Here is a 15,170-nt window from a genome sequence, read left to right on the forward strand (position 1 = left end):
CGGTGGATAACGCTTCGCTTATCCACCCTATAAAACAGAACCTGTTAATCCCTACTCATCTTCCAGATAAGTATAGCCATACAGGCCAGCCTCGAACTCTTCGAGGAACTGCTGCTGGAGCGCGGCATCCAGATCGGTGTGCTTCACCTGATCGCGGAAGTGCGTCAGCAGCGTGTCCGGGTCTAGCTGCACGTAGCGCAGCATATCCGCCACGGTATCGCCTTCATCGGACAGTTCCACCTCAACGCTGCCGTCAGGGAAGACGAACACGTCTACCGCTTCGGTATCGCCGAACAGGTTGTGCATATTGCCGAGGATTTCCTGGTACGCCCCAACCATGAAGAAGCCCAGCAGCGGCGGGTTATCCGCATCGTATTCCGGCATAGGCATGGTGGTCGCGATGCCGTCGCCGTCGATGTAGTGATCGATAGCGCCATCGGAGTCGCAGGTGATATCCAGCAGTACGGCGCGGCGCTCAGGAACCTGGTCCAGACCTTCCAGCGGCAGCACAGGGAACAGCTGGTCGATACCCCAGGCATCCGGCATGGACTGGAACAGCGAGAAGTTGACGTAAATCTTATCCGCCATACGTTCCTGCAGCTCGTCGATAATCGGACGGTGCGCGCGGTTGCTTGGGTCAAGCAGACGCTGAATTTCGTTGCACATGCTCAGGTAAAGCTGCTCCGCCCAGGCACGCTCCTGCAGAGAATAGCCGCCTGATGCGTAGCCGGTGTGGATATCGTGCAGGTCGATCTGGCTGTCGTGCAGCCATTCACGCAGCGAGCGACGGTTGTTCGGCTCGTGCATTTCACCCCAGGTTTCCCACATGCTCTGTAGCGCACGCGGAGCATCTTCAGCAGGTGCTTCTGGAACCGTGTATTCGTTGCGCTCAACGCCGATGATGTTGGATACCAGCACGGTGTGGTGAGCGGTAACCGCACGGCCGGACTCGGTGATAACCGTAGGGTGCGGCAAACCATGTTCTTCACACGCGTCGCCAATCGCCCAGATGATGTTGTTCGCATATTCGTTCAGGCCGTAGTTGACCGAACAATCGGACTGGGAACGGGTCCCTTCGTAGTCCACGCCCAGACCGCCGCCCACGTCGAAGCATTCGATGTTGACGCCCATCTTGTGCAGCTCAACGTAGAATCGAGCGGATTCACGCACGCCGGTGGCGATGTCGCGAATGTTCGCCATCTGCGAACCAAGGTGGAAGTGCAGCAGCTGCAGGCTGTCGATACGCCCCGCTTCGCGCAGCATGTCTACCAGCTGCAGAACCTGCGTCGCCGCCAGGCCAAACTTAGATTTTTCGCCGCCGGAGGACTGCCACTTGCCGGAGCCCTGCGAGGCCAGACGCGCACGCACGCCCAGACGAGGCACCACGTTCAGACGCTCGGCTTCTTCCAGCACGATGCGGATTTCGGACATCTTTTCGATGACCAGATAAACCTTGTGGCCCATCTTCTCGCCGATCAGCGCCAGGCGGATGTACTCGCGGTCTTTATAACCGTTACAGACAATCACCGAACGGGTCATGCCCGCATGGGCCAGAACGGCCATCAGCTCTGCTTTAGAGCCAGCTTCCAGGCCCAACGGCTCGCCGGAATGGATCAGGGATTCAATCACGCGGCGGTGCTGGTTCACCTTAATCGGGTAGACAAGGAAGTAGTCGCCTTTGTAACCGTAAGATTCACGAGCACGTTTGAACGCGGCGTTAATAGAACGCAGGCGGTGCTGGAGGATCTGCGGGAAGCAGAAGAGCGCAGGCAGACGTTGCCCCTGGGCTTCGCGGGCTTTCACCAGCTCGGCAAGGTCAACGCGCGCGTCGGGAACATCAGGATCCGGGCAGACGGTAATATGGCCCAGCTCGTTGACGTCGTAGTAGTTATTACCCCACCAGGCAATATTGTATGTGCGCAGCATTTTGCTGGCTTCCTGGGAGCTCATAGCAACCTCCTGCATGGAGCGGTGTCCATCCTGCTCGCCCACTGACGAACCCGAAACAGAAGAGATTTTGTCAGACATGGCGAACCTCAAATTTAAACGAATGTGCAATATAGTTGACTACTATCGCAGGGGTATCCCGCAATAACAACCCATTAACAGCGCGTAGCGGCAGCATAAGACGCTGACAGACTGGCTGTGCGACCGGTTTCATTTTCATATCATTGTAAAACACGTTACCGAGCTCCGCAGGGCGGGTCGGCGAAACCACGAGAAAACTCTCATCTACGACAAGAGCGCCCTTGTTCAGGAATAACAGGCGTGACTAACCGGCCCGAGAATCCGTCGATGCGCCGAGACGGGTATAACTTCGGCTGAAATAGAGCAAAGAGATGCAAGCTGCGAGGGGCATGGCCACACCAGACAGGCGCGCCAGAGTTTGGGAATTACAGCGGTTTTTCAATCGTATCACCTCCACGCATCCCGTTTGGGTATGCGACAAGCCAAAGCTAAAAAGTAGTGCTCAACCCGGCTGGAAGTGGGCAACACAAAATGTGTGCTTAGTGAATGAGCCGCGCGCGCCGCTTTATACCCACAATGGGGCGAAAAAGCAAAAGATAATTGTGCGTTATGCGGACCGTCATGAAAAATTGCCAGTTCGCTTTCACCATTAGTGTGATCAATTCGAAAAATCACTGGCAATCTGTTTAAGGGTTAACCTAAAATAGACGTCCAGATGTTAATCCATCTATACTGATTAACTGTTAGACTGCCTGTCATTCAATCTACGGCGAAACCCCACACTATCAGCACAACGTTCTGATGCGGGAGCCATTCGGCAGCGGTCTGTACTAACCGAATTCTCTTTAGGGTGAAGAAAACATGGCTAAACACCTCTTTACGTCCGAGTCCGTCTCAGAAGGGCATCCCGATAAAATCGCTGACCAAATCTCCGATGCGGTGCTTGACGCAATCCTCGAGCAGGATCCAAAAGCTCGCGTAGCCTGTGAAACCTACGTGAAAACCGGCATGGTGCTGGTTGGCGGCGAAATCACCACCAGCGCCTGGGTTGATATCGAAGAGATCACCCGTAACACGGTGCGTGAAATCGGCTACGTGCATTCTGATATGGGCTTTGACGCCAACTCCTGCGCCGTACTGAGCGCGATTGGCAAGCAGTCTCCGGACATCAACCAGGGCGTTGACCGTACCGATCCGCTGGAGCAGGGCGCGGGCGACCAGGGCCTGATGTTTGGCTATGCCACCAACGAAACCGACGTGCTGATGCCTGCGCCAATCACTTACGCCCACCGTCTGGTTCAGCGCCAGGCAGAAGTGCGTAAAAACGGCTCGCTGCCGTGGCTGCGCCCGGACGCAAAAAGCCAGATCACCTTCCAGTATGACGACGGCAAAATCGTGGGTATCGATGCGGTTGTGCTTTCCACCCAGCATTCTGAAGACGTTGAGCTGAAAACCCTGCAGGAAGCGGTGATGGAAGAGATCATCAAGCCGGTTCTGCCAGCGGAGTGGCTGAATGCCTCTACCAAATACCACATCAACCCGACCGGCCGTTTTGTTATCGGTGGCCCAATGGGCGACTGCGGTCTGACCGGACGTAAAATCATCGTTGATACCTACGGCGGCATGGCTCGTCACGGCGGCGGCGCGTTCTCCGGTAAAGATCCATCAAAAGTGGACCGTTCTGCGGCGTACGCGGCGCGTTATGTTGCGAAAAACATCGTTGCCGCAGGCCTGGCCGACCGCTGCGAAATCCAGGTTTCTTACGCCATCGGCGTGGCTGAACCAACTTCCATCATGGTTGAAACCTTCGGCACCGAGAAAATCTCTACCGAACAGCTGACCCTGCTGGTGCGCGAGTTCTTCGACCTGCGTCCGTACGGTCTGATCCAGATGCTGGATCTGCTGCACCCAATCTACAAAGAAACCGCAGCATATGGCCACTTTGGTCGCGAGCATTTCCCATGGGAAAAAACCGACAAGGCCGCCCTGCTGCGTGAAGCCGCTGGCCTGAAATAATCCGCTACGGTTTACTCCCCTGAAGGCCAGCTAAGCTGGCCTTTTGTCTTTCTGCCTGTTCAAACCACCTCATTCCTGCCGCTGGGCTATACTTTGTGTTAAACGCTTAAAAAACAGACTATGAAAGCGATTACATGACATATTCGTCGCCTTGTCATTCAGAGCTTTCTGCCTTTTTGCGCCTTTTGCTTCGTTTGTTACAGCCCATTTCAGATTCGACTGAAAAAGCGGCAATTAGCTTGCCGTCTTTCCTCTTAATGCTATGTTTTACCTAAATTTGTACTTCTGACAGATCTTGACATTAGTGTAACCGATTACACTAATGTGATTACTATCACACAAATTTACGTAACGCTAACCTACCCTTAACAGCGATAAATCTGATAACCCAACCGGAGGGCGTTATGCCTGACACTAATAAGAAACACCGGACATCGAACAAAAGTATGACCTTTTTTGTTTGCTTCCTCGCAGCGCTGGCAGGCTTACTGTTTGGCCTGGACATTGGCGTCATCGCCGGTGCCCTGCCGTTCATTGCTAAAGATTTTCAGATTACCGCACACCAGCAGGAGTGGGTGGTCAGCTCGATGATGTTCGGTGCCGCCGTCGGCGCCGTCGGCAGCGGCTGGCTCTCTTTCCGCCTCGGGCGCAAATACAGCCTGATGATTGGCGCCGTGCTGTTTGTCGCAGGCTCCCTGTGCTCCGCCTTCTCGCCTAACCCGGAAGTGCTGATTATCTCCCGCGTGCTGCTGGGCCTGGCCGTGGGCGTCGCCTCCTACACCGCTCCGCTTTATCTTTCTGAGATTGCCCCGGAGAAAATTCGTGGCAGCATGATCTCCATGTACCAGCTGATGATCACCATCGGTATTCTCGGTGCCTATCTTTCGGATACCGCCTTCAGCTACAGCGGCTCGTGGCGCTGGATGCTGGGCGTGATCACTATTCCAGCCCTGATTTTGCTGGTTGGCGTCTTCTTCCTGCCGGACAGCCCGCGCTGGTTCGCCGCCAAACGCCGCTTCCACGACGCCGAGCGCGTGCTGCTGCGCCTGCGTGACAGCAGCGCCGAAGCGAAGCGTGAGCTGGAAGAGATCCGCGAAAGCCTGCAGATTAAGCAGAGCGGCTGGTCGCTGTTCCGCAGCAACAGCAACTTCCGCCGTGCCGTTTTCCTGGGCGTGCTTTTGCAGGTGATGCAGCAGTTCACCGGCATGAACGTCATCATGTATTACGCACCAAAAATCTTTGAGATCGCAGGCTTCACCAACACCACGCAGCAGATGTGGGGGACGGTTATCGTCGGTCTGATCAACGTGCTGGCAACCTTTATTGCCATTGGTCTGGTTGACCGCTGGGGCCGCAAGCCAACGCTGGTGCTGGGCTTCCTGGTGATGGCCGCCGGTATGGGTATCCTCGGCACAATGCTGCACGTCGGCATTCACTCCCAGGGCGCGCAGTACTTCGCCGTGGCAATGCTGCTGATGTTTATCGTTGGTTTTGCGATGAGCGCCGGTCCGCTGATTTGGGTGCTGTGCTCTGAAATCCAGCCGCTTAAAGGCCGTGATTTTGGTATCACCTGCTCTACCACCACCAACTGGATCGCCAACATGATCGTCGGCGCAACGTTCCTGACCATGCTCAACACGCTGGGCAACGCTAATACCTTCTGGGTTTACGCGGGTCTGAACGTCTTCTTCATCCTGCTGACCATCTGGCTGGTTCCGGAAACCAAACACGTTTCCCTGGAGCACATCGAACGTAACCTGATGAAAGGTCGTCCGTTACGTCAGATTGGCTCCCACGACTAAACCGCAAACGGCCTCTCTCCGCCTGGAGAGGGGCTTGCACCCAGCCCTGTCACATTCTATTCTCTGCCGTTATGAAATCCCCTCGACTCCCCATTGCCATTCAGCAGGCCGTTATGCGCAGCCTGCGCGACAAGCTACAGCAGGCCAATCTGCACCTGGGCCGCAGCTACCCTGAACCAAAGCTCGTCTACCAGCAGCGCGGCACCGCCGCCGGAACAGCGTGGATGGAAAGCTACGAAATCCGTCTTAATCCCGTGCTGCTGATGGAAAACCAGCAGGCTTTTATTGAAGAGGTTGTGCCGCATGAGCTGGCGCACCTGCTGGTCTGGAAGCATTTCGGCCGCGTCGCTCCCCACGGCAAAGAGTGGAAATGGATGATGGAAAGCGTGATGGGCGTTCCCGCTCGCCGCACGCACCAGTTTGAGGTGCAGTCCGTGCGCCACAACACCTTCCCCTACCGCTGCCGCTGCCAGCTGCATCAGCTGACCGTCCGCCGCCATAACAGGGTGCAGCGCGGCGAGTCCGAATACCGCTGCGTACGCTGCGGCGATCTGCTCAAACCAGACGCTACAACTCCCTGTATTTAAAAACTATCATCTGAAAACTTCCTAATAGTTCTGATTGAAACTGGATAATTCCTCAGGTAGTGTGCGGACTTGTTTTAGTCAGGATCCTGAACATGTCCCGCAAATATCTTCTGGCTGTTGCAGCTGTTGCAGCCCTCTCCCCTTATCCGGCGCTGAGTTCCGGTATCAACAGCTTCTCGCAGGCCAAAGCCGCCGGAGCAAAACTCAACGCTGACGCGCCGGGTTCGTTCTACTGCGGCTGCAAAATTACCTGGCAGGGTAAAAAAGGCGTGCCGGACCTCGATTCGTGCGGCTATAAAGTGCGTAAAAATGAAAACCGCGCCTCGCGTATCGAATGGGAACACGTTGTCCCGGCATGGCAGTTTGGCCATCAGCGCCAGTGCTGGCAGGATGGCGGCAGAAAGAACTGCACCAAAGACCCGGTCTACCGCAGGATGGAAAGCGATATGCACAACCTGCAGCCCGCGATCGGTGAAGTGAACGGTGACCGCAATAACTTTATGTACAGCCAGTGGAACGGTGGTGAAGGCCAGTATGGTCAGTGCGCAATGAAAGTCGACTTTAAGGGAAAAGCCGCCGAGCCGCCCGCCCGCGCCAGGGGTGCTATCGCCCGCACTTATTTCTATATGCGTGACCAGTATCAGCTGAAACTTTCCCGCCAGCAGACCCAGCTTTTTGAAGCATGGAATAAAACTTACCCCGTCAGCGCGTGGGAGTGCCGACGCGACGAGCGCATTGCGAAAATCCAGGGGAATCATAACCCTTATGTGCTGCGGGCTTGCCAGGCACAAAACAGCTAACCTACACTAGCGGCAATTGTTTATTGCGCTGTCATGACCAAATCGGATCCGTAGGGCGGATAAGCCTGCGTCATCCGCCGAAAATGAATGCTGCTTTCGGCGGGCGACGCTTTGTTTATCTATCCTGCGTTCAGGCATACAGCATAACCATCGGATAATTTACGCATGCGTATCCCCCGCATTCACCACCCGGAATTACTCACCGCAGGCCACGAAGTGGCGCTCAGCGAAGATGCAGCCAACCATGTGGGCCGCGTGCTGCGCATGGGTGCAGGCCAGGCCATTCAACTATTTGACGGCAGCAACCAGGTCTTTGACGCCGAAATCGTACAGGCCGATAAGAAAAGCGTGCGCGTGAAGGTGCTGGCAGCAAACGCCGACGACCGGGAATCTCCGTTGCATCTGCATCTGGGCCAGGTCATGTCCCGTGGCGAAAAGATGGAGTTCACCATTCAGAAGGCCGTTGAGCTGGGTGTGAACGTGATTACCCCTTTGTTTTCCGAGCGCTGCGGCGTAAAACTGGATGCCGAACGCCTGAACAAGAAGCTCCAGCAATGGCGCAAAATTGCCGTAGCAGCCTGCGAACAGTGTGGGCGCAACGTGGTGCCGGAAATCCGCCCGGCGATGGACCTTGAAGCCTGGTGCGCCGAAGAAGACAACAGCCTGAAGCTCAATCTTCATCCTCGCGCCAGCGCCAGCATCAACACCCTGCCCCAACCGGTGGAGCGGGTGCGCCTGCTGATTGGTCCGGAAGGCGGTTTAACGGCAGAAGAAATTGCCATGACCGCAGAACATCAATTTACTGATATTCTGTTGGGACCTCGCGTTCTGCGTACTGAGACTACCGCGCTCACCGCCATTACCGCACTGCAGGTGCGCTTTGGCGATCTGGGCTAAAGGAGAAGAAGAATGATCAAGCTCGGCATCGTGATGGACCCCATCGCAAACATCAACATCAAAAAAGACTCAAGCTTCGCCATGCTGCTGGAAGCGCAGCGTCGCGGCTATGAGCTGCACTACATGGAAATGGCCGATCTGTATCTGATCAACGGCGAAGCGCGCGCGCGGACCCGTCTGGTCTCCGTCGAGCAGAACTATGACAAATGGTATGACTTTGGCAGCGAGCAGGATATTGCCCTGGCCGACCTGAACGTCGTGCTGATGCGTAAAGACCCGCCGTTCGACACCGAGTTTATCTACGCCACCTACATTCTTGAGCGCGCCGAAGAACAGGGCACGCTGATCGTCAACAAACCGCAGAGCCTGCGCGACTGTAACGAAAAGCTCTTCACCGCCTGGTTTGCGGACCTGACCCCGGAAACGCTGGTCACCCGCAATAAGGCGCAGCTGAAGGCCTTCTGGCAGAAGCACGGCGATATCATTATGAAGCCGCTGGACGGCATGGGCGGCACGTCCATCTTCCGCGTGAAGGAAGGCGACCCGAACCTGGGCGTGATTGCCGAAACGCTCACCGAGCTGGGCAACCGCTACTGCATGGCGCAGAACTACCTGCCGGCCATTGTTGACGGCGACAAGCGCGTGCTGGTTGTTGACGGCGAACCCGTGCCGTACTGCCTGGCCCGTATCCCGCAGGGCGGCGAAACGCGCGGCAACCTGGCCGCCGGTGGCCGGGGTGAACCTCGTCCGTTAACCGACAGCGACTGGGAAATTGCCCGCCGCGTTGGGCCGACGCTGAAGGCTAAAGGGCTGATTTTTGTTGGCCTCGACATCATCGGTGACCGCCTGACCGAGATTAACGTCACCAGCCCAACCTGCATTCGTGAAATCGAAGCGGCGTTCCCGGTATCCATCACCGGTATGCTGTTCGACGCAATTGAAGCGCGCCTCGCAAAATAATCCTCCGGGCGGGCCTGGCCCGCTCAATAATGGTAAACTGTCCATTCTTTGCGCGCCCCTTGCCGCTTTTCAACCGGGAACAGACTCTCTGATAATGAATTTACAGCATCACTTTCTCATTGCCATGCCGGCTCTCCAGGACCCGCTTTTTAAGCGTGCCGTCGTCTATATCTGTGAATACAACGAAGATGGTGCGATGGGGATCATTATCAATAAGCCCCTTGAGAACCTTCAGGTCGAAGGCGTGCTGCAGAAACTAAAGATCGAACCCGATCCGCGTGACCCGGCCATTCGTCTGGATAAGCCCGTGTTTGTCGGCGGCCCGCTGGCGGAAGACCGTGGATTTATTCTGCACTCCCCGCCGGATGCGTTCGCTTCCAGCATTCGTATCTCCGACGATACGGTGATCACCACCTCCCGCGACGTGCTGGAAACCATCGGTACGCCGAATCAGCCTCAGGACGTCATCGTGGCGCTGGGCTACTCCTCCTGGGAGAAAGGTCAGCTCGAGCAGGAAATCCTGGATAACGCCTGGCTCACGGCACCAGCAGATGCCGCAATCTTATTCCATACCCCCATTGCTGAACGCTGGCGCGAAGCCGCGAAGCTTATCGGCGTGGATATTCTGACAATGCCAGGCGATGCGGGGCACGCGTAATGAGCAGTGGAACACTGTTAGGTTTTGACTTCGGCACCAAAAGTATCGGCGTTGCCATTGGCCAGCGCATTACGGGCACCGCCCGTCCGCTTACCGCGCTGAAGGCGCAGGACGGCACGCCGGACTGGAGCTCGATAGAAAAAATCCTGAAAGAGTGGCAGCCGGACGAAGTAATAGTCGGCCTGCCCCTGAACATGGACGGCACCGAGCAGCCGCTTACCGCCCGCGCCCGGAAGTTCGCCAACCGCCTGCATGGCCGTTTCGGCGTGAAGGTGTCGCTACAGGACGAACGCCTGAGCACGGTGGAAGCCCGCGCGGGCCTGTTTGAACAGGGCGGCTTCCGCGCGCTGAACAAAGGCAGCATCGACTCCGCTTCCGCGGTCATCATTCTTGAAAGCTGGTTCGACTATCATCCCTGATTTGTCGCGCTGCCGGACGTGCCGTTAATCTTTACTGGTTAGCTCATGCCTGGCGGCAACGGCCAGAAAATGGCTGCGATCGCGGCAGCCTGAGGCAGGCTGTTTCACGTGGTTATCAATGCGCTCAATGAGGACATCCGGCAGAGAGATGTTAATGCGCTGTGGTTTACCCTCAAGCGATGACAAATCCACATCGACCATTACCCACTGCTCGCAGTATGCGTATTCCGGATTGGCGGCGTAAACAAATGGCCCGGCATCTTTGAGTCGGGTGATATCGACACCGCGCTTCACCATTTCATCTGTAATTAACAAGATCGCTTCACGCACCATTTCCGCAATCTCTTCCTGCGAATCCGCCGCTGAGACGCAGCCGAAATCGTCGTTGCATAACGCGGGTACAATCATACCGTACGCTTCGTTCTCGTTTGCAGGCATTTCGACGCCAACTGAGAAAAACATGGGTCACCTCCGTGAGCAGGGATTCATATCCCGGCCTGTTTGCGAATGGATCTGACAGTGCCGATGGAGAGATTTTTCTTCGGATGCGGAACGGGAAAGTTTCTTCCCGTATTAGGTGACCACCATATAAAGTGGCTCCCTTTGCCCTGTCTGGCGGGTTCGCATCCTGCGGCCTTCAGCTCCTTAATCAAGTCAGAAGATTTCATCGCAACCTCCTGACCAGAACAAATCATACACACGCAAACACACCAATGCAATATTTTTACTCATCCTGAATTCTCCCTTCCACCCGCAGCACCGCTTCATGCTGCGCAAAGCTCTGCATTCCATGCTGTTGCCCGGTCTGAAGCAGGCCCGGCAACTGATGGGTCTTACCTTCACGGATAAGGTTCGCCACCGCCGGAGTGTTCACCATTCGCTCAAACAGCGCCACGCGCCCCCCATCGGAAGAAGATACAAGCTTCTGGGCGAGTACGGCTTTGAGGCTGCCCGCCAGCTGGCTGCGGATATAATTTTTCTCTTCTGCCGGGAAGACATCTACCAGCCTTTCGACGGCCTGCGCCGCCCCCCGCGTGTGCAGCGTCGCCAGTACCAGATGGCCCGTTTCGGCCGCCGTTAAGGCAAGGCGGATGGTTTCGCTGTCCCTCAGTTCACCAAGCAGAATTACATCAGGATCTTCGCGCAGCGCACCCCGCAAACCTGCGGCAAACGAGCAGCAATGTTCGCCCACCTCCCGCTGCTGAATCAGGCATTTTGCCGGGCGGTGGATAAACTCGATGGGGTCTTCCAGGGTCAGGATATGCCCGTCAAGATGCTGGTTGAGATACCCCACCATAGCGGCAAGCGTAGTGGACTTGCCGCTGCCGGTCGCGCCGGTGACCAGGATAAGGCCGTCCGGCGTCTGTAGCAGTGAAGGGACGAGCGGCGGAACGCCTGAAGCAGCCAGTTCAGGACATTGCGTAGCGAGCAGACGCAAGGCGAGTGAACAGCCGTGAAGCTGGCGAAAAGCGTTCGCGCGCAGGCGGAGGCCACTGGCAGACGTGACGGCGAAATCAAGCTGCCCACACTCTTCCAGCTCCTTTTGCTGCGGCGGCGACAGCCACTGTGCCAGCAGCGCTTCTGGCTGCGGGGCGGTTTCGGGACAGGGTTCAAGCCGCCCCTGCCTTCGCCAGCGTGCAGATTGCCCCGTACACAGGTGTAGATCGGAGACGTTATGCTTTACACTAAGGGCCAAAATTTCTTCGATATCCATATCATTCCCAGCCTATGAACGAGATAGCGAACAACCTGGCACAGGTTAAAGACAAAATCTCGGCGGCAGCCGCGCGCTGCGGCCGTTCTCCAGAAGAAGTTACTTTGCTTGCAGTGAGCAAAACAAAACCTGCGGGCGCCCTCGCAGAAGCGATGGAAGCCGGGCAGCGTGCTTTTGGCGAAAACTACGTGCAGGAAGGCGTGGATAAAATCCGTCACTTTGCAGAACAGGGCAAAGAACCGCTGACGTGGCACTTTATCGGCCCGCTGCAGTCGAACAAAAGCCGTCTGGTGGCAGAGCATTTTGACTGGTGCCACACGGTGGACAGGCTGAAAATCGCCGTGCGCCTGAACGAACAGCGCCCGGCGGGAATGCCGCCGCTTAACGTCCTGATTCAGATTAATATCAGCGACGAGAACAGCAAATCCGGCATCGCCCTGAGCGAGCTTGATGCGCTGGCGGAAGCGATAGCCGAGCTGCCGAATCTGACATTACGCGGTTTAATGGCGATCCCGGCCCCTGAACCTGATTACGATCGTCAGTTCGCCGTCTGTAAGCAGATGGCGGCGGCGTTCGAATCGTTAAAAAGCCGTTTCCCAACGGTGGACACTTTATCTCTTGGCATGACCGATGACATGGACGCCGCGATCGCTGCTGGTAGCACCATGGTGCGCATTGGAACCGCTATTTTCGGCGCGCGGGATTACCCTGCTCGTTAATCATTATAATTATTGAGGAACGCCATGCTGACGTTGACTTTCCTGGTCAAAACGCTGATTGAACTGTACGTGATGGTGCTGCTGATCCGCATCTGGATGCAGTGGTCGCGCTGTGACTTTTACAACCCGTTCGCCCAGTTTATCGTTAAAATTACCCAGCCGATTGTCGGCCCGCTGCGCCGTGTCATTCCGTCCATCGGGCCGATAGATACCTCTTCGCTGCTGGTCGCGTTTATTCTCACCACGCTGAAATACCCGATTCTGCTGCTGATTCAGGTTGGCGCGCTGTCTCTTGACCCGATGAACCTGCTGGTCGGCCTGCTGTCGCTGCTGAAATCCGCCGGTACGCTGGTATTCTGGGTGATCATCATCCGCTCGCTGATGAGCTGGATAAGCCAGGGCCGCAGCCCGATTGAATACGTGCTGATGCAGCTGACCGAGCCGATGATGGCGCCGATCCGCCGCGTGCTTCCCGCGATGGGCGGCATTGATTTCTCCGCGATGGTGGTCATTCTGATCCTTTATGCCCTGAACTATCTCGGCATGGATCTGTTCCCGGGGCTCTGGTTCCTGCTGTGAGTGCAGTAAGCCAGACCGCCGACGGGCTGGTTTTGCGGCTGTATATTCAGCCCAAGGCCAGCCGGGACAGCATTGTCGGGCTGCATGGCGACGAGCTAAAAGTCGCCATCACCGCCCCGCCGGTAGACGGCAAGGCCAACGCCCACCTGGTGAAGTATCTGGCGAAGCTGTTTCGCGTTGCCAAAGGCCAGGTGCTGGTTGAAAAAGGCGAGCTTGGCCGCCATAAGCAAATCAAGATTATCGACCCGCAACAAATCCCGACGGAAGTCGCGGCATTGCTCGAATAACAGGATCCCACTATGCAAAAAGTTGTCCTCGCTACCGGTAACGCCGGTAAAGTGCGTGAACTCGCCGATCTGCTTCAGGATTTCGGTCTGGACGTCGTCGCACAAACTGAACTGGGCGTAGAATCCGCCGAAGAGACGGGCCTGACGTTCATCGAGAACGCCATTCTGAAAGCACGTCATGCCGCGCAGATTACCGGTCTGCCGGCCCTTGCCGATGACTCAGGTCTGGCCGTGGACGTGCTGGGCGGCGCGCCGGGCATCTATTCCGCTCGCTATGCGGGTGAGGATGCCAGCGACCAGCAGAACCTTGAGAAGCTGCTTGCTACACTAAAAGATGTCCCGGAAGAGCAGCGTAAGGCGCAGTTCCACTGCGTGCTGGTCTATATGCGCCATGCTGAAGACCCAACGCCGCTGGTGTTCCACGGCAGCTGGGTGGGCGTCATCACCCGCGAGGCCGCAGGCGCAGGCGGCTTTGGTTACGATCCGATCTTCTTTGTCCCGAGCGAGGGCAAAACCGCCGCGGAGCTAACCCGCGACGAGAAACGCGCAATATCCCACCGTGGGCAGGCGCTGAAACTGTTACTGGAAGCAATGAAAAATGGCTAATTTGCCGCCGCTGAGCCTCTATATTCACATCCCGTGGTGCGTGCAGAAGTGCCCCTACTGTGACTTCAACTCCCACGCGCTGAAGGGCGACGTGCCGCACGATGAGTACGTCAGCCACCTGCTGCGCGACCTTGCAGTCGACGCGCCTATGGCACAGGGTCGTGAAATAAAGACCATTTTTATCGGCGGCGGTACGCCGAGCCTGCTCTCCAGCGAAGCGATGCAAAACCTGCTCGACGGCGTTCGTGCCTGCCTGCCGCTGGCGGCGGACGCGGAAATCACCATGGAAGCGAACCCCGGCACCGTCGAAGCGGACCGCTTCGTGGGCTACCAGCGCGCGGGCGTGAACCGTATTTCAATTGGCGTGCAGAGCTTTAGCGAGCAGAAGCTCAAGCGTCTGGGCCGCATCCATGACTCAGGCGAGGCGAAGCGCGCGGCGAATCTGGCGAGCGGCCTTGGCCTGCGCAGTTTTAACCTGGATCTGATGCACGGCCTGCCGGACCAGACGCTGGAAGAGGCGCTGGACGATCTTCGCCAGGCCATTGAGCTGAATCCCCCGCATCTTTCCTGGTATCAGTTGACCATTGAGCCAAACACGCTCTTCAGCTCGCGTCCGCCAAAGCTGCCGGACGACGACGCTCTGTGGGATATCTTCGAGCAGGGCGACAGGCTGCTGACCGCTGCGGGCTATCAGCAGTACGAAACCTCTGCCTATGCGAAGCCGGGCTACCAGTGCCAGCACAACCTGAACTACTGGCGCTTTGGGGATTACCTGGGCATCGGCTGCGGCGCGCACGGTAAAGTGACTTTCCCGGACGGACGCATTCTGCGGACCGCAAAAACGCGGCATCCGCGTGGCTACATGGAAGGGAAGTACATGGACCGCCAGCACGACGTGGAACAGGCCGACAAGCCGTTCGAGTTCTTTATGAACCGCTTCCGCCTGCTGGAAGCCGCGCCGCGCCAAGAGTTCACGCTTTATACAGGTCTGGATGAGTCAGTGATCCGCCCGCAGCTCGACGAGGCGATTGCGAAGGATTATCTGGTGGAGACGGCGGAAACCTGGCAGATAACCGAGCATGGGAAGCTGTTTCTCAATTCCCTGCTGGAGATCTTCCTGGCGGAGTAAAAACCAGCGGCGGATGACGCTGCGCTACG

At 56.8% G+C, this 15,170-nt stretch carries 19 protein-coding genes; 13 read left to right on the forward strand and 6 right to left on the reverse strand.

What is annotated here, in order from left to right:
* Positions 1-51: 51 nt before the first annotated feature.
* The 3 genes from speA to AAE045_RS01395 form a co-directional block, all read right to left on the reverse strand.
* Positions 52-2,028 (reverse strand): biosynthetic arginine decarboxylase, encoded by a 1,977-nt coding sequence (gene speA, locus AAE045_RS01385; RefSeq protein WP_455546159.1) that lies wholly within the window; start codon positions 2,026-2,028, stop codon positions 52-54.
* Positions 2,021-2,167, reverse strand: a complete 147-nt coding sequence (gene yqgB, locus AAE045_RS01390) for an acid stress response protein YqgB (protein ID WP_455546570.1) — start codon at positions 2,165-2,167, stop codon at positions 2,021-2,023. The genes speA and yqgB overlap by 8 nt, the downstream gene beginning before the upstream one ends.
* 105 nt (positions 2,168-2,272) lie before the next feature.
* On the reverse strand, positions 2,273-2,425 hold the full coding sequence (locus tag AAE045_RS01395; protein WP_455546160.1) for a hypothetical protein: 153 nt from the start codon (positions 2,423-2,425) through the stop codon (positions 2,273-2,275).
* Between the two features lie 404 nt (positions 2,426-2,829).
* Between AAE045_RS01395 and metK the strand changes: the two genes are divergently transcribed.
* The 8 genes from metK to ruvX all read left to right on the forward strand — a co-directional run bounded on the left by metK (position 2,830) and on the right by ruvX (position 10,107).
* Complete coding sequence (gene metK, locus AAE045_RS01400) at positions 2,830-3,984, forward strand: methionine adenosyltransferase (protein WP_455546161.1); 1,155 nt, start codon at positions 2,830-2,832, stop codon at positions 3,982-3,984.
* A gap of 404 nt (positions 3,985-4,388) precedes the next feature.
* Positions 4,389-5,786 (forward strand): sugar porter family MFS transporter, encoded by a 1,398-nt coding sequence (locus tag AAE045_RS01405; protein ID WP_455546162.1) that lies wholly within the window; start codon positions 4,389-4,391, stop codon positions 5,784-5,786.
* 71 nt (positions 5,787-5,857) lie between these two features.
* Positions 5,858-6,373 carry a SprT family zinc-dependent metalloprotease gene (locus tag AAE045_RS01410; RefSeq protein ID WP_455546163.1) on the forward strand — a complete coding sequence of 172 codons (516 nt, stop codon included), beginning with the start codon at positions 5,858-5,860 and terminating at the stop codon, positions 6,371-6,373.
* Between the two features lie 92 nt (positions 6,374-6,465).
* Complete coding sequence (gene endA / locus AAE045_RS01415) at positions 6,466-7,173, forward strand: deoxyribonuclease I (protein ID WP_455546164.1); 708 nt, start codon at positions 6,466-6,468, stop codon at positions 7,171-7,173.
* 165 nt (positions 7,174-7,338) lie between these two features.
* A complete protein-coding gene (gene rsmE / locus AAE045_RS01420; protein WP_455546165.1) occupies positions 7,339-8,070 on the forward strand; it encodes a 16S rRNA (uracil(1498)-N(3))-methyltransferase in 732 nt (243 codons plus the stop codon).
* Positions 8,071-8,082: 12 nt separating this feature from the next.
* Positions 8,083-9,030: a glutathione synthase gene (gshB, locus tag AAE045_RS01425; RefSeq protein ID WP_271131991.1), complete on the forward strand. Its 948-nt coding sequence runs from the start codon at positions 8,083-8,085 to the stop codon at positions 9,028-9,030.
* 94 nt (positions 9,031-9,124) lie between these two features.
* Positions 9,125-9,688, forward strand: a complete 564-nt coding sequence (locus AAE045_RS01430; protein ID WP_202303270.1) for a YqgE/AlgH family protein — start codon at positions 9,125-9,127, stop codon at positions 9,686-9,688.
* A complete protein-coding gene (gene ruvX, locus AAE045_RS01435) occupies positions 9,688-10,107 on the forward strand; it encodes a Holliday junction resolvase RuvX (protein ID WP_455546166.1) in 420 nt (139 codons plus the stop codon). Before AAE045_RS01430 ends, ruvX begins: the two co-directional genes overlap by 1 nt.
* Before the next feature lie 24 nt (positions 10,108-10,131).
* On the opposite strand, the gene AAE045_RS01440 is transcribed toward ruvX, so the two are convergent.
* From AAE045_RS01440 to AAE045_RS01450, 3 genes are read right to left on the reverse strand one after another with little or no spacing between them, the layout of a single operon-like run.
* The gene (locus tag AAE045_RS01440) at positions 10,132-10,569 is read right to left on the reverse strand and encodes a type II toxin-antitoxin system HicB family antitoxin (RefSeq protein ID WP_455546167.1); all 438 of its coding nucleotides are present in this window, start codon (positions 10,567-10,569) and stop codon (positions 10,132-10,134) included.
* Positions 10,570-10,592: 23 nt separating this feature from the next.
* Positions 10,593-10,775 (reverse strand): type II toxin-antitoxin system HicA family toxin, encoded by a 183-nt coding sequence (locus AAE045_RS01445; protein ID WP_455546168.1) that lies wholly within the window; start codon positions 10,773-10,775, stop codon positions 10,593-10,595.
* A gap of 56 nt (positions 10,776-10,831) precedes the next feature.
* Positions 10,832-11,821 (reverse strand): type IV pilus twitching motility protein PilT, encoded by a 990-nt coding sequence (locus tag AAE045_RS01450; protein ID WP_455546169.1) that lies wholly within the window; start codon positions 11,819-11,821, stop codon positions 10,832-10,834.
* Positions 11,822-11,835: 14 nt separating this feature from the next.
* Here AAE045_RS01450 and AAE045_RS01455 point away from each other — a divergent pair, with 14 nt between their 5' ends.
* The 5 genes from AAE045_RS01455 to hemW are packed head-to-tail and all read left to right on the forward strand — an operon-like array spanning position 11,836 to position 15,141.
* The gene (locus tag AAE045_RS01455) at positions 11,836-12,540 is read left to right on the forward strand and encodes a YggS family pyridoxal phosphate-dependent enzyme (RefSeq protein ID WP_455546170.1); all 705 of its coding nucleotides are present in this window, start codon (positions 11,836-11,838) and stop codon (positions 12,538-12,540) included.
* Between the two features lie 24 nt (positions 12,541-12,564).
* Positions 12,565-13,119: a YggT family protein gene (locus AAE045_RS01460; RefSeq protein ID WP_202303264.1), complete on the forward strand. Its 555-nt coding sequence runs from the start codon at positions 12,565-12,567 to the stop codon at positions 13,117-13,119.
* Positions 13,116-13,406, forward strand: a complete 291-nt coding sequence (yggU, locus tag AAE045_RS01465; RefSeq protein ID WP_202303263.1) for a DUF167 family protein YggU — start codon at positions 13,116-13,118, stop codon at positions 13,404-13,406. Before AAE045_RS01460 ends, yggU begins: the two co-directional genes overlap by 4 nt.
* Before the next feature lie 12 nt (positions 13,407-13,418).
* Positions 13,419-14,012, forward strand: coding sequence for an XTP/dITP diphosphatase (locus AAE045_RS01470; RefSeq protein ID WP_455546171.1), 594 nt, complete (start codon positions 13,419-13,421; stop codon positions 14,010-14,012).
* On the forward strand, positions 14,005-15,141 hold the full coding sequence (gene hemW, locus AAE045_RS01475) for a radical SAM family heme chaperone HemW (RefSeq protein WP_455546172.1): 1,137 nt from the start codon (positions 14,005-14,007) through the stop codon (positions 15,139-15,141). Before AAE045_RS01470 ends, hemW begins: the two co-directional genes overlap by 8 nt.
* The last annotated feature ends 29 nt before the right edge of the window (positions 15,142-15,170 follow it).

Origin of the sequence: Dryocola clanedunensis (genome assembly GCF_038405435.1) — a bacterium.
Lineage (GTDB): Bacteria > Pseudomonadota > Gammaproteobacteria > Enterobacterales > Enterobacteriaceae > Dryocola > Dryocola clanedunensis_A.

What these genes read in the sequence shown, in the direction of transcription:
- speA (WP_455546159.1), bottom strand. Translation starts at nt 2,028, where the DNA reads ATGTCTGACAAAATCTCTTCTGTTTCGGGTTCGTCAGTGGGCGAGCAG.
- yqgB (WP_455546570.1), bottom strand. Translation starts at nt 2,167, where the DNA reads ATGAAAATGAAACCGGTCGCACAGCCAGTCTGTCAGCGTCTTATGCTG.
- metK (WP_455546161.1), top strand. Translation starts at nt 2,830, where the DNA reads ATGGCTAAACACCTCTTTACGTCCGAGTCCGTCTCAGAAGGGCATCCC.
- AAE045_RS01405 (WP_455546162.1), top strand. Translation starts at nt 4,389, where the DNA reads ATGCCTGACACTAATAAGAAACACCGGACATCGAACAAAAGTATGACC.
- AAE045_RS01410 (WP_455546163.1), top strand. Translation starts at nt 5,858, where the DNA reads ATGAAATCCCCTCGACTCCCCATTGCCATTCAGCAGGCCGTTATGCGC.
- endA (WP_455546164.1), top strand. Translation starts at nt 6,466, where the DNA reads ATGTCCCGCAAATATCTTCTGGCTGTTGCAGCTGTTGCAGCCCTCTCC.
- rsmE (WP_455546165.1), top strand. Translation starts at nt 7,339, where the DNA reads ATGCGTATCCCCCGCATTCACCACCCGGAATTACTCACCGCAGGCCAC.
- gshB (WP_271131991.1), top strand. Translation starts at nt 8,083, where the DNA reads ATGATCAAGCTCGGCATCGTGATGGACCCCATCGCAAACATCAACATC.
- AAE045_RS01430 (WP_202303270.1), top strand. Translation starts at nt 9,125, where the DNA reads ATGAATTTACAGCATCACTTTCTCATTGCCATGCCGGCTCTCCAGGAC.
- ruvX (WP_455546166.1), top strand. Translation starts at nt 9,688, where the DNA reads ATGAGCAGTGGAACACTGTTAGGTTTTGACTTCGGCACCAAAAGTATC.
- AAE045_RS01440 (WP_455546167.1), bottom strand. Translation starts at nt 10,569, where the DNA reads ATGTTTTTCTCAGTTGGCGTCGAAATGCCTGCAAACGAGAACGAAGCG.
- AAE045_RS01445 (WP_455546168.1), bottom strand. Translation starts at nt 10,775, where the DNA reads ATGAAATCTTCTGACTTGATTAAGGAGCTGAAGGCCGCAGGATGCGAA.
- AAE045_RS01450 (WP_455546169.1), bottom strand. Translation starts at nt 11,821, where the DNA reads ATGGATATCGAAGAAATTTTGGCCCTTAGTGTAAAGCATAACGTCTCC.
- AAE045_RS01455 (WP_455546170.1), top strand. Translation starts at nt 11,836, where the DNA reads ATGAACGAGATAGCGAACAACCTGGCACAGGTTAAAGACAAAATCTCG.
- AAE045_RS01460 (WP_202303264.1), top strand. Translation starts at nt 12,565, where the DNA reads ATGCTGACGTTGACTTTCCTGGTCAAAACGCTGATTGAACTGTACGTG.
- AAE045_RS01470 (WP_455546171.1), top strand. Translation starts at nt 13,419, where the DNA reads ATGCAAAAAGTTGTCCTCGCTACCGGTAACGCCGGTAAAGTGCGTGAA.
- hemW (WP_455546172.1), top strand. Translation starts at nt 14,005, where the DNA reads ATGGCTAATTTGCCGCCGCTGAGCCTCTATATTCACATCCCGTGGTGC.